12 protein-coding genes are annotated in these 13,068 nt (G+C 66.4%); 8 read left to right on the top strand and 4 right to left on the bottom strand.

Going from position 1 to position 13,068, the window contains the following annotated elements:
• Positions 1-6 precede the first annotated feature (6 nt).
• Positions 7-600: a phosphoribosylglycinamide formyltransferase gene (purN, locus tag AC1Q9M_RS14455; RefSeq protein WP_382321456.1), complete on the top strand. Its 594-nt coding sequence runs from the start codon at positions 7-9 to the stop codon at positions 598-600.
• Here purN and AC1Q9M_RS14460 read toward each other — a convergent pair whose 3' ends face one another.
• Entirely contained in the window at positions 601-2,220 is a 1,620-nt protein-coding gene (locus AC1Q9M_RS14460; protein ID WP_382155176.1) for a peptide chain release factor 3, read from the bottom strand.
• A gap of 34 nt (positions 2,221-2,254) precedes the next feature.
• On the opposite strand from AC1Q9M_RS14460, the gene AC1Q9M_RS14465 reads away from it, so the two are divergent.
• Together AC1Q9M_RS14465 and AC1Q9M_RS14470 are read left to right on the top strand one after the other, a co-directional pair.
• A complete protein-coding gene (locus AC1Q9M_RS14465) occupies positions 2,255-3,523 on the top strand; it encodes an RsmB/NOP family class I SAM-dependent RNA methyltransferase (RefSeq protein WP_492434386.1) in 1,269 nt (422 codons plus the stop codon).
• Positions 3,524-3,690: 167 nt separating this feature from the next.
• Positions 3,691-4,917, top strand: coding sequence for a DesA family fatty acid desaturase (locus AC1Q9M_RS14470; RefSeq protein ID WP_382155182.1), 1,227 nt, complete (start codon positions 3,691-3,693; stop codon positions 4,915-4,917).
• Positions 4,918-5,065: 148 nt separating this feature from the next.
• Here the strand turns inward: AC1Q9M_RS14470 and rpmG are convergent, their stop codons facing one another.
• The 3 genes from rpmG to trxB form a co-directional block, all read right to left on the bottom strand.
• Positions 5,066-5,236, bottom strand: a complete 171-nt coding sequence (gene rpmG, locus AC1Q9M_RS14475; protein ID WP_056269543.1) for a 50S ribosomal protein L33 — start codon at positions 5,234-5,236, stop codon at positions 5,066-5,068.
• A 12-nt stretch (positions 5,237-5,248) separates the two neighbouring features.
• Positions 5,249-5,482 (bottom strand): 50S ribosomal protein L28, encoded by a 234-nt coding sequence (gene rpmB / locus AC1Q9M_RS14480; protein WP_056269541.1) that lies wholly within the window; start codon positions 5,480-5,482, stop codon positions 5,249-5,251.
• Positions 5,483-5,684: 202 nt separating this feature from the next.
• Entirely contained in the window at positions 5,685-6,632 is a 948-nt protein-coding gene (gene trxB, locus AC1Q9M_RS14485; protein ID WP_444687237.1) for a thioredoxin-disulfide reductase, read from the bottom strand.
• A 155-nt stretch (positions 6,633-6,787) separates the two neighbouring features.
• Between trxB and AC1Q9M_RS14490 the strand changes: the two genes are divergently transcribed.
• The 5 genes from AC1Q9M_RS14490 to AC1Q9M_RS14510 all read left to right on the top strand — a co-directional run bounded on the left by AC1Q9M_RS14490 (position 6,788) and on the right by AC1Q9M_RS14510 (position 13,052).
• A complete protein-coding gene (locus AC1Q9M_RS14490) occupies positions 6,788-7,462 on the top strand; it encodes a Crp/Fnr family transcriptional regulator (RefSeq protein WP_382321449.1) in 675 nt (224 codons plus the stop codon).
• Between the two features lie 80 nt (positions 7,463-7,542).
• Positions 7,543-9,900, top strand: coding sequence for a DNA translocase FtsK (locus AC1Q9M_RS14495; RefSeq protein WP_444687236.1), 2,358 nt, complete (start codon positions 7,543-7,545; stop codon positions 9,898-9,900).
• 50 nt (positions 9,901-9,950) lie between these two features.
• Positions 9,951-10,586 (top strand): outer membrane lipoprotein periplasmic chaperone LolA, encoded by a 636-nt coding sequence (gene lolA / locus AC1Q9M_RS14500; protein WP_382163881.1) that lies wholly within the window; start codon positions 9,951-9,953, stop codon positions 10,584-10,586.
• Positions 10,587-10,596: 10 nt separating this feature from the next.
• Positions 10,597-11,889 (top strand): replication-associated recombination protein A, encoded by a 1,293-nt coding sequence (locus tag AC1Q9M_RS14505; protein ID WP_382321445.1) that lies wholly within the window; start codon positions 10,597-10,599, stop codon positions 11,887-11,889.
• A 233-nt stretch (positions 11,890-12,122) separates the two neighbouring features.
• The gene (locus tag AC1Q9M_RS14510) at positions 12,123-13,052 is read left to right on the top strand and encodes a branched-chain amino acid ABC transporter permease (RefSeq protein ID WP_382155195.1); all 930 of its coding nucleotides are present in this window, start codon (positions 12,123-12,125) and stop codon (positions 13,050-13,052) included.
• Positions 13,053-13,068 lie beyond the last annotated feature (16 nt).

The raw sequence follows: 13,068 nt of genomic DNA on the forward strand, positions 1-13,068 counted from the left end.
CCGGCCATGTCTGGCGTGAACAAAAACATCGTGATTCTCATCTCCGGCAGCGGCTCCAACATGGCCGCCATCGTGGAGACCGCCCGGACGCAACGCTGGCAGGCCCGGTTCGGCGCGCGCGTGGCGGCCGTGGTGAGCAACAAGGCCGCCGCCCAGGGCCTGGCCTGGGCGAAGGAACAGGGCATCGCCACCGCCGCGCTGGACCACACCGCCTACGCCAGCCGCGAGGCCTTCGACGCCGCGCTGATGGCCGAGATCGACCGCCACGGCCCCGCGCTGGTGGTGCTGGCGGGCTTCATGCGCATTCTCACCCCGGGCTTCGTGCAGCACTACGAAGGTCGGCTGGTCAACATCCACCCCAGCCTGTTGCCCGCCTTTCCGGGGCTCAAGACGCACCAGCGCGCGATCGAGATGGGTTGCCGCTTCGCGGGTGCCACGGTGCACCGCGTGACCAGCGAGCTCGACCACGGCGAGATCCTGGCGCAGGCGGTGGTGCCGGTGCTGCCGGGCGACACGCCCGAGGCGCTGGCGGCGCGGGTGCTCACGCAGGAGCATGTGATCTACCCCCGCGCGGTGGAGCGGCTGCTGGCCGCCGCCTGATCAGACGCCCTTGGCGAACACCAGCCCCGCGTGCTCGCGCATGGCGTGGAACTTGATCTTCGGCCAGTTGGCCTCCACGGCGCGCAGGGTGGCCGAGTGGTCCACCAGCAGCGTGGGCGCGTCCACCGCGTCCAGCGCCACGCGGTGGCTGTTGGCGTCGATGAAGCGCTTGAGTTCGACCTCGCCACCGTCCTCGGGTGCGCAGGTCACCCAGCGCGCCACCTGGTAGGGGCTGTTCATGATGCGGGCTTTCACGCCGTACTCGTGCTCCAGGCGGTGCGCGACCACCTCGAACTGCAGCTGACCCACCGCACCCAGCAGCAGCACCGAACCCGCCACGGGGCGGAACACCTGGATGGCACCCTCTTCGCCGAGCTGGGTCAGGCCGGCGCGCAGCTGCTTGCTGCGCAACGGATCGGCCACTTCCACGCTGCGGATGATTTCCGGCGCGAAGAAGGGCAGGCCGGTGAACTGCAGGCTTTCGCCCTCGGTGAGGGTGTCGCCCAGTTGCAGCACGCCGTGGTTGGGGATGCCGATGATGTCGCCGGCAAAGGCTTCGTCGAGCAGTTCGCGGCGCTGTGACAGGAAGCTCACCACGGTGTTGGGCCGCAGGTCCTTGCCCGAGCGCACCACCTTGAGTTTCATGCCGCGCTCGAAATGGCCGCTGGCCACGCGCACGAAAGCGATGCGGTCGCGGTGCGCCGGGTCCATGTTGGCCTGGATCTTGAAGACCACGCCGCTGAACTTGGTCTCCTCGGGTTTCACCACGCGCTGGATCGCGGGCCGTTCGCCCGGGGGCGGCGCCAGATCGACCAGGGCGTCGAGCACCTCGCGCACGCCGAAGTTGTTCACCGCCGAGCCGAACAGCATGGGCGTCTGCTGGCCGGCGAGGAACTTGGCCTCCTCGAACGCGGGCGAGGCGCCGGCCACCAGCTCCAGCTCGTCGCGCGCCTGCGCGAACTCGGCGCCGAAGCGCTGCAGGCTCTCGGGGTTGTCCAGGCCGGCCAGCACGTCCTCGTCGCCACCGCGGCGATCTTCACCGGCGGCGAATACACGCATCTGGTCGGTGCGGCGGTCGAACACGCCCCGGAAGGTCTTGCCCATGCCCACCGGCCAGGTGAAGGGCACGACCGTCATGCCCAGCTCGCGCTCGATCTCGTCCATCAGGTCCAGCGGGGCCTGCACCTCGCGGTCCATCTTGTTGACGAAGGTCAGGATGGGCGTGTTGCGCGCGCGGCAGACCTGCAGCAGGCGGCGGGTCTGGGGCTCCACGCCGTTGCCGGCGTCGATCACCATCAGCGCCGCGTCCACGGCCGTGAGCACGCGGTAGGTGTCTTCCGAGAAGTCTTGGTGCCCGGGGGTGTCCAGCAGGTTGATCACGCAGTCGCGGTACTCCATCTGCATCACCGACGAAGCGACCGAGATGCCCCGCTGCTTTTCGATTTCCATCCAGTCGCTGGTGGCGTGGCGCGCGGCCTTGCGCGCCTTCACGCTGCCCGCGATGTTGATCGCGCCCGAGAACAGCAGCAGCTTCTCGGTGAGGGTGGTCTTGCCCGCGTCGGGGTGGGAGATGATGGCGAAAGTGCGCCGGCGGCGCACCTGGTTCGGGATGTCGGACATAGCCTCTGATTATCCCCGGTGGACAATACGGCTTATGCACCCCAAAGCCCTTCTGGACGAAAGCGCCAGCCTGATCGAGCAGGTCTTCAAGTTCGAGCACCCCGCCGACGCGGTCGTCGCGCGCCATTTCCGTGAAAACCGTTCCCTGGGCCCACGCGAGCGGGCCACGCTGTCCGACACCGTCTACACCATCCTGCGCGAACGCCTCAAGCTGGAGTGGCTGGCCCGCTCCGGCAGCGGCTCCAAATGGCGCCGGCTGGCGATCCTGGCCTTTCCGGGCGACCGCGACTTCGTCAAGAGCGCCCTGACGGACGCCGAAAAAAGCTGGCTCGACCATTGCGACGCCGTCACCGACGCCGACCTGATGGCGCCGCACCGCCACAACCTGCCCGAGTGGCTGGCCACCGCCCTGCGCGAGCAGGTGGGCGACGAATTCGACGCGCTGGTCGCCAGCCTGAACCAGCCCGCGCCCCTGGACCTGCGGGTGAACGTGCTCAAGGCCAAGCGCGACGCCGCCCTGGCCGGCCTGCAGAAGGCCGGGCTCACGGGGGCGGCCACGCCGTATTCGCCCCTGGGCATCCGCCTGCAGGGCAAGCCCTCGCTGGCCAAACTGCCGGCCTTCGTGCAGGGCGAGGTGGAGGTGCAGGACGAAGGCTCTCAGCTGCTGGCCTTGCTGCTGGACGCCAAGCGCGGCGAGATGGTGGTCGATTTCTGCGCCGGTGCCGGGGGCAAGACCCTGGCCATCGGCGCCGCCATGCGCAACAGCGGCCGGCTCTACGCCTTCGACACCTCCGGCCACCGGCTCGACGCGCTCAAGCCCCGGCTGGCGCGCAGTGGCCTGTCCAACGTGCACCCAGTGGCGATCGCCCACGAGCGGGACGACCGCATCAAACGCCTGGCCGGCAAGATCGACCGCGTGCTCGTCGACGCGCCCTGCTCAGGCCTGGGCACCCTGCGGCGCAGCCCGGACCTGAAATGGCGCCAGACGCCGCAGACCGTGGCCGCCCAGGCCGATCTGCAGCAGGCCATCCTGCACAGCGCCGCCCGCCTGCTCAAGCCCGGCGGCCGGCTGGTGTACGCGACCTGCAGCCTGCTCCAGGCCGAAAACGAGGCCGTGTGCGCGGCATTCGAACCGGCCCACCCGGACTTCGAACCGGTGCCGGTGGTCAGCCTGCTGGAGGGGGTGCACGTTTCCGGGGCATCCACCCTGTGCGCGGGCGAAAATGGAAAATGGCTGCGTTTATGGCCGCATCGGCACGCAACAGACGGCTTTTTCGCTGCCGTTTGGCGGAAAAAGGCTTGAATTGTGTTCAAGTCGCCTGAAATAAAGGCTTAAGTTTTCATCCCTGGCCGTCCATGGGTTGGTGATTTGCACCCCCGGCCTTAAAATCCAAGCTTCGCTGGCCCACACCGCCCATGGGCTTGGCGCCCCTCCATGTCCGTGACCCAGGGCGGTCTTTTAGGAACTCCATGTTTTCTTCCGATTCCGGAATCTTCTCTGCTGTCTGGGATGGCCTGATCCAGTTTCTGGCCAGCGGCCTGACGGGCGCCGCCTGGTGGCAGGTGCTTATCGTGGCCCTGGTGTTCACGCACATCACGATCGCCAGCGTCACCATCTACCTACACCGCCATTCCGCACACCGGTCGCTGGATCTGCACCCGATCGCGTCGCACTTCTTCCGCTTCTGGCTCTGGATGACCACCGGCATGGTCACCAAGGAGTGGACGGCCATCCACCGCAAGCACCACGCCAAATGCGAACACGAAGGTGATCCGCACAGCCCGCACATCTTCGGCATCAAGAAGGTCTTCTACGAGGGCGCCGAACTCTACCGGGCCGAGGCCAAGAATGCCGAGACCATGGAGCGCTACGGCCACAACACGCCGAACGACTGGATTGAAAAGCACCTCTACACCGGCCGCTCGCGCCTGGGCGTGAGCCTGATGCTGATCATCAACGTGGCGCTGTTCGGGGTCCTGGGCCTGTCGGTCTGGGCGCTGCAGATGGCCTGGATTCCCATCACCGCCGCCGGCATCATCAACGGCATCGGCCACTGGTGGGGTTACCGCAATTTCGAAGCCGCCGACGGCAGCACCAACGTGTCACCCTGGGGCATCCTCATTGGCGGCGAAGAGCTGCACAACAACCACCACACCTACCCGACCTCGGCCAAGCTGTCGGTCAAGCCCTACGAATTCGACATCGGCTGGATGTACATCACCATGCTGAAGTCCGTGGGCCTGGCCTCGGTGAAGAAGGTGCCGCCGAAGATGGCCTATGGCGCCGTGCGCCCGGTGGCCGACGAGAAGACGCTGGAGGCGATCATCGCCAACCGCTACGAAGTGATGGCCGGTTATGCGCGCGAAATGCGCGCCGCCTGCAAGCACGAACTCGAGGCCCTGAAGCAGCGCCGCGGCGACGCCACCGTGCTGCAGGCCGCGCGCCGCTGGCTGCACCGCGACGACGACAAGGTGCCCGCCAACGTCAAACCGCAGTTGGCCCAGGTGCGCGCCGAGCACCCGGTGCTCGACAAGATGGTGACCATGCGCGAAGAACTGCGTGCCTTGTGGTCGAGCACGAACTCCACGCGCGAACAGCTCGCCGTGGACCTGCAGGCCTGGTGCCGCCGCGCCGAGGAAAGTGGCATCGCCGCACTGCGCGACTTCTCGATCCGCCTGCGTTCCGCCCACGCCTGATTGGCCCACCCCTGCGCCGCGCCTGCGGCGCGTCACCCCCTCAAGGGGGCGGCGCTGACGGACCGGCAAACCCGGATCCGTGGCGCCCTGGAAGGAATAAAAAAACCCGCTGTTTTCACAGCGGGTTTTTTGTTGGGAATCGGCTCGATTACTTGAGCTTGATTTCCTTGTAGTCCACGTGCTTGCGAGCCTTGGGATCAAATTTCTTGATCAGCATCTTCTCGGGCGTGGTCTTCTTGTTCTTGGTGGTGGTGTAGAAGTGGCCGGTTCCAGCGGTGGATTCCAGCTTGATCTTCTCGCGTGCGCCTTTGGTTGCCATGTTCGGTTCTCCTTAAGCTTGACCGCGTGCGCGCAGGTCGGCGAGCACGGCGTCAATGCCGTTTTTGTCGATCAGGCGCAGGGCGGCACCGGAGACGCGCAGACGCACCCAGCGGTTTTCGCTCTCGACCCAGAAACGGCGGTATTGCAGGTTCGGCAGGAACCGGCGCTTGGTTTTGTTGTTGGCGTGGGAAACGTTGTTCCCGACCATGGGCTTCTTGCCCGTGACGTCGCAGACGCGTGCCATGAGGACACTCCGATCATTTCAAACAGCTGCGGACCGCGAACCGGAGGTGTCTCCGTGTCGGCCCCTCAGCCTCACCTCGCCAGGAAAGGGTGGCGGTAACCCGAATCTGCTTCGTGCCCGGGCAAGCCGGTAAATCTCAGCAAAGCCCGCAATTATAGCCAACTGGCGGCCAAGCCGCCAGGGCCGGCCGTCAGCCCCGCGCTCAGGCGGCGTTCTGCTCCAGGAAACGCTGGGCGTCGAGGGCGGCCATGCAGCCGGTGCCGGCGCTGGTGATGGCCTGGCGGTACACGTGGTCCTGCACGTCGCCGGCGGCGAACACGCCGGGCACGCTGGTCATGGTGGCCATGCCCTGCAGGCCCGAACGGGTGGTGATGTAGCCGTCCTTCATGTCCAGCTGGCCCTTGAAGATGTCGGTGTTGGGCTGGTGGCCGATGGCGATGAAGCAGCCTTTGACATCTAGGTCTTCGGTCGCACCGGTCTTCACGCTTTTCAGGCGAACGCCGGTCACGCCGGTCGGGTCGCCCAGCACCTCGTCCAGCGTGCTGTGCAGTTTGAGCTCGATCTTGCCGGCGGCGACCTTGTCCATCAGCTTGTCGATCAGGATGGCTTCGGCCTTGAAGGTGTCGCGGCGGTGGACCAGCGTGACCTTGCTGGCGATGTTGGACAGGTACAGCGCCTCTTCCACGGCCGTGTTGCCGCCGCCGACCACGCTGACTTCCTGGCCACGGTAGAAGAAGCCGTCGCAGGTGGCGCAACCCGACACGCCCTTGCCCATGAAGGCTTCCTCGGAGGGCAGGCCGAGGTACTTGGCCGACGCGCCGGTGGCGATGATGAGCGCATCGCAGCTGTATTCACCGCTGTCGCCCTTGAGCACGAAGGGGCGCTTGGAGAAGTCGACCGCGTTGATGTGGTCGAAGATGATCTCGGTCTTGAAGCGCTCGGCGTGCGCCAGGAAACGCTGCATCAGGTCGGGGCCCTGCACGCCTTCGGCATCGGCGGGCCAGTTGTCCACATCGGTCGTGGTCATGAGCTGGCCGCCCTGGGCGATGCCGGTGATGAGCACGGGGTTGAGGTTGGCGCGCGCGGCGTAGACGGCCGCGGTGTAGCCGGCAGGGCCTGAACCCAGGATGAGGACTTTCGCGTGTTTCATGTTGAGCGCCCCATCGAATTTGGGGCCAAGTGGTTTAGAGTCGGTGGTTATATGGGCGCGTTCGGGGGCAAATCCAGTGCCGCGTGGCGCCCAATGTGTGCGAATCATTGTATGAAAGAGCGCCGCGCGCGCCGTCCCAACCAAGGAATACACGCATGTCTCTCCTGTCCAATCTCGACCTGATCCGCCGGGTTCCCTTGTTTTCCACCTTGACCCAGGCCCAGGCCGAATCGGTGGCCGATTCGGTGGTCAAGCGGCGCTTCAAGCGGGGGGAGTGCATCGTCGAGCAGGGCAAGAAGTCCAACTGCCTGGCCATCGTGCTGACCGGGCGGGCGCGGGTGGTCACCACCGACACCCGGGGACGTGAGGTGATCCTGGCCACCATGAACCCGGGCGACTACGTGGGCGAGATGAGCCTGATCGACAACCAGCCGCATTCGGCCACCGTGCGCGCCGAGGTGCAGACCGACGTGCTGATCCTGGGGCGCACCGAATTCGCGCGCTGCCTGCCGGAAAACACCTCCATGGCCTACGCGGTCATGCGCGGCCTGGTGCAGCGCCTGCGCCACGCGGACCGCAAGATCGAGTCACTCGCGCTGATGGACGTGTATGGGCGTGTCGCCCGAGCCCTGCTGGAGTTCGCCCAGCCCGACAAGGACGGCATCCTGACCATCAAGGACCGGGTCTCGCGCCAGGACGTGGCCAAGATGATCGGGGCTTCCCGCGAGATGGTCAGCCGCGTCATGAAGGACCTGGAAGACCGGGGTTTCATCGAGGTGACCGAAGAGGGCAGCACCGTCATCAAGGAGCGCCTCAACTCGCTCGGTTGAGGGCTCTTTCGCACCCGGCCGGCATCGCCCGGTCGGTGGCTGTCATGGGGTAAGCTTGTCGCTGGATTTCAGCGAGGCCTATGACTTATTCACTCAACACCCTCAACGCCGACCGCGGTTCCGCGGCGCCGGCGGGTGTGTCCCGGTTTGCCCAGGAAATCGGCCTGGTGCTGGGCGCTGCGGCGCTCGCGTTCTGGCTGCTGGCACTGCTCAGCCACTCCCTGGCCGATCCCGCGTGGAGCACCACGGGCACCTCCACCGAGGTGAGCAACTGGGGTGGCCGCCTGGGCGCCATGCTGTCGGACTGGAGCTACTACCTGCTCGGCTTTTCGGTCTGGTGGCTGTTTCTTGCCGGGGTGCGGGCGTGGTTGTCCACCCTGGCGCGCTGGATCCGCGGCGCCCAAGGCACGGGCGATGAAGCCGTGGCCGGCGATCGCCTCTGGCACCGCCCCTGGGCGCGCCGCGCGCTGTTCTGGCTGGCCTTGGTCGTCCTGATGGCGGCCAGCACGGTGCTGGAATGGAGTCGCCTCTATCGGTTGGAGGCCTTGTTGCCCGACCACGCCGGCGGCGTGCTGGGCCATGCGCTGGGGCCTGTGGCGATGCGCTGGCTGGGCTTCACCGGTTCGGCGCTGGCCATGCTGGCGGTGCTGCTGGTGTGTCTGCCCACCGTCTTCCGCTTCTCCTGGGGCCACTGGGCCGAGGAAGTCGGGCACACGCTGGATGGCTGGTTCGAGGCCCGGCGCGAGAAGCGCGAGGCGGTGGAAGACCAGCGCATCGGCGAGAAGGCCGCGCGCGAGCGCGAAGAGGTGGTGAAGGTCGAGCGCGTCGAGATCGAGGAACACCACCCGGTGCCTGTGGTGATCGAACCCACGCTGGTCGATGTGCCCAAGAGCGAGCGCGTGGCCAAGGAGCGCCAGAAGCCGCTGTTCACCGAGCTGCCCGACAGCAAGCTGCCGCAGGTGGACCTGCTCGACAGCGCCCCCTTGCACCAGGCCGGGGTGGACAGCCAGACGCTGGAGATGACCAGCCGGCTGATCGAGAAGAAGCTCAAGGACTTCGGCGTGGAGGTGCGTGTGGTGGCGGCCGCCCCTGGCCCCGTGATCACGCGCTACGAGATCGAGCCCGCCACCGGCGTGAAGGGTTCACAGATCGTCAACCTGGGCCGTGACCTGGCCCGTTCGCTGTCGCTGGTGTCGATCCGCGTGATCGAGACCATCCCCGGCAAGAACCTGATGGCGCTGGAACTGCCCAACGCCAAGCGCCAGACCATCAAGCTCAGCGAGATCCTGGGTTCACAGGTGTACAACGATGCCAAGTCCATGTTGACCATGGGCCTGGGCAAGGACATCGGGGGGCAGCCCGTGGTGGCCGACCTCGCCAAGATGCCGCACTGCCTCGTGGCCGGTACCACCGGTTCGGGCAAGTCGGTGGGCATCAACGCGATGATCCTGTCGCTGCTCTACAAGGCCGACGCGCGCGACGTGCGCCTGCTGTTGATCGATCCCAAGATGCTGGAGATGAGCGTCTACGAGGGCATTCCGCACCTGCTCGCGCCGGTCGTGACGGACATGAAGCACGCGGCCAACGGCCTGAACTGGTGCGTGGCCGAGATGGAGAAGCGCTACAAGCTCATGAGCAAGATGGGCGTGCGCAACCTCGCGGGCTTCAACACCAAGATCGACGAGGCCACGGCGCGCGGCGAGATCATCGGCAACCCGTTCAGCCTCACGCCGGAGCAGCCTGAGCCGCTGGAGCGCCTGCCCTACATCGTGGTCGTGATCGACGAACTCGCCGACCTGATGATGGTGGTGGGCAAGAAGATCGAGGAGCTGATCGCCCGCCTGGCGCAGAAGGCGCGCGCGGCCGGCATCCACCTGATCCTGGCGACCCAGCGCCCGAGCGTGGACGTGATCACCGGCCTGATCAAGGCCAACATCCCGACGCGCCTGTCGTTCCAGGTCAGCAGCAAGATCGACAGCCGCACCATCCTCGACCAGATGGGCGCCGAAAGCCTGCTGGGCATGGGCGACATGCTGTACATGCCCTCCGGCACGGGTTTCCCGATCCGCGTGCACGGCGCCTTCGTCAGCGACGACGAGGTGCACCGCGTGGTGGCCTACCTGAAAGAGCAGGGCGGCGAACCCAACTACATCGACGGCGTGCTCGAAGGCAGCATGGGCGACGGCGAAGGGGGCGACCTGTTCGGCGAAGGCGGTGGCGAGGGTGGCAGTGGCGAGAAGGATGCGCTGTACGACCAGGCCGTCGAGATCGTGCTCAAGGACCGCAAGGCCAGCATCTCCTATGTGCAGCGCAAGCTGAAGATTGGTTACAACCGCGCGGCGCGTCTGCTGGAGGACATGGAGAACGCGGGGCTGGTCAGCGCGCTCACCTCCAGCGGGCAGCGCGACATCCTGGTGCCCTCGCGCGGCGGGGAATGAAGCCCGCCGACATGCAACCAAGTCGGCGCAACCGGGTCCTACCGTCCATGATCAAGCAACTCCTCACTTCCTGCGCGTTGTCGCTGGCCGCGCTCGCCGCCCACGCCGACGGCCTGCAAGACCTCGAAAGATTCCTGCGTGAAGTGGACAGCGGCAAGGCCGGCTTCACCCAGGTCGTGACCTCGCCCAAGCGCGCCAACGAAACCGTGGCGCGCAGCAAGACCTCCAGCGGCACGTTCGAATTCCTGCGGCCCAACCGCTTCCGCTTCGTGTACGCCAAGCCGTTCGAGCAGACCATCGTGGCCGACGGCCAGACCCTGTGGCTCTACGACGTGGACCTGAACCAGGTGACATCGCGTTCGCAGAAGGAAGCCTTGGGCAGCACGCCTGCCGCGCTGATCGCGGCCGGGACCGATCTCAAAGGGCTCTCGGACGCGTTCGAACTCAAGCCGGCCGCCGCCCGCGATGGCCTGGAGTGGCTGGAGGCCCGCCCGAAGGACCGCAACGGCCAGCTGCAAGTGGTGCGCGTGGGCTTTCGCCAGGGGCAGCTGTCGGTGCTGGACATCGAGGACAGCCTGGGCCAGCGCTCGGTGCTCACGTTCAACAGCTGGCAGGCCAATGCGCCGCTGAAGGCGGGGGACTTCAAGTTCCAGCCGCCACCGGGTGCCGCTGTCGTCAAACCCTGATCGTTTCGCCGTGTCGACCGCCAGTACCCATGTGCCCCTGGCCGAGCGCCTGCGCCCGCGCACGCTGGCCGAGGTGATCGGCCAGCAGCACATGCTGGGCGAGGGCATGGCCTTGCGCCTGGCCTTCGAATCGGGCCAGCCGCACAGCTGCATTCTCTGGGGCCCACCGGGCGTGGGCAAGACCACCATTGCCCGCCTGATGGCCGACGCGTTCGACGCGCAGTTCCTCACCATCAGCGCGGTGCTGGGCGGCGTCAAGGACATCCGCGAGGCCGTGGAGCGGGCCGAGGTGGCGCGCAGCGGCCTCTCGCCCCAGCGCACCATCCTGTTCGTGGACGAGGTGCACCGCTTCAACAAGAGCCAGCAGGACGCCTTCCTGCCGCACGTGGAAAGCGGCCTGTTCACCTTCATTGGTGCCACCACCGAAAACCCCTCGTTCGAGGTCAATTCGGCGCTGCTCTCGCGGGCGGCCGTCTACGTGCTGCGGCCCTTGTCGGAAGACGATCTGCGCCAGATCGTGGTCAAGGCCCAGGCGATCGACGCGGTGCCGGCCATCGAATCGACCGCCGTGGACCGACTCATCGCCTACGCCGATGGGGATGCGCGCCGCCTGCTCAACACGCTGGAGACCCTGGCGGTGGCGGCCGGGCGGGAAAAACTCGCCGAGGTGAGCGATGCCTGGCTGCTCAAGGTGCTGGGCGAGCGCATGCGCCGCTACGACAAGGGCGGCGAACAGTTCTACGACACCATCAGCGCCCTGCACAAAAGCGTGCGCGGTTCCGACCCCGATGCCGCCCTGTACTGGTTCGCGCGCATGCTCGACGGGGGCGCCGAACCCCGGTACATGGCCCGCCGCTTCATCCGCATGGCCAGCGAGGACATCGGCCTGGCCGATCCCCGCGCCTTGCGCCTGGCCCTGGACGCCGCCGAGGTGTACGAACGCCTGGGCAGTCCCGAGGGCGAGCTGGCCCTGGCCGAGTGCGTGGTGTACCTGGCGGTGGCGCCCAAGTCCAACGCGGTCTACAAAGCCTTCAACGAAGCCAAGGCCTTTGTGAAGAAGGACGGCACCCGCCCCGTGCCCATGCACCTGCGCAACGCGCCGACCAAGCTCATGAAGTCGCTGGACTACGGCAAGGGCTACCGCTACGCGCACGACGAAGAGGGCGGTTTTGCGGCCGGTGAACGCTATCTGCCCGATGGCATGGCCGACCCGGGCTTCTACCGCCCGGTCGAGCGTGGGCTGGAGTTGCGCATCGCCGATAAGCTGCGCGAGCTCAAGAAACTCAACAATCAAAAAGACTAATGCACTGCCAATCGCGCTGATGCGGTCTGGGGAGTTGCACCTAAAACCAGGGTAAACCCGCGTCCGCTAAGGGCTTACACGCATGTGGGCTCCAAAAGCCCCTCATTACAATCCGTCCACCAACCCGCAGTCGGTCCTGTTTCAAGGTCATGTCTGGCGGGTTTTTTGCTAGGTTGAAACGGGCCGGCGCCACAAGCGCTTCCCGGCCTGTCACAAAACACGGAGAAACATTCATGGAAGTTTTGCTGCAGCAGATCATCAACGGTCTGGTGTTGGGCAGTATGTATGCGCTGGTGGCACTGGGGTACACCATGGTGTACGGCATCATCGGACTGATCAACTTTGCGCACGGCGACGTGCTGATGGTGGGGGCCCTCACCAGCTGGACGGTCATCGGCTGGATGACCAGTGCGTCAACCGGACTGCCGACCTGGGTGGTCCTCCTGCTGGCCACCATCATCGCGATGGTGGTCTGCGCCACGCTCAACTTCACCATCGAGAAACTGGCCTACCGGCCGCTGCGCAATTCCAACCGACTCGCGCCCCTGATCACCGCCATCGGCATGTCGCTGCTCTTGCAGACCTTCGCCATGATCATCTGGGCGCCGAACCCGAAGTCCTATCCCTCCATGCTGTCGCGCGAACCGATCGCGTTCGGTGGCGCGGTGATTTCGGTGACGCAGGTCGTCATCCTGGCCACCACGGCGGTCACGCTGGCCTTCCTGATGTGGCTGGTCAACCGCACCAATCTGGGCCGAGCCATGCGGGCCACGGCCGAGAACCCGCGTGTGGCCGCGCTCATGGGCATCAAGCCCGACGTGGTCATCTCCGCCACCTTCATCATCGGCGCCATGCTCGCGGCCATTGCCGGCGTGATGTGGGCCTCCAACTACGGCACCGTGCAGCACGCCATGGGCTTCATGCCCGGCCTCAAGGCCTTCGTGGCCGCGGTGATGGGCGGCATCGGCAACCTCGCCGGTGCGGTGGTCGGGGGCATTGCGCTCGGCCTGATCGAATCCCTGGGCGCCGGCTACCTCGGCAAGCTCACCGGTGGGGTGCTGGGCAGCCAGTACACCGACATCTTCGCCTTCATCGTGCTGGCCATCGTGCTCACGCTGCGTCCCTCGGGGCTGCTGGGTGAACGTGTGGCGGACCGTGCCTGACCGTCCGGGAGAAACA

Source organism: Hydrogenophaga sp. GW823-FHT04C09 (assembly GCF_058796355.1).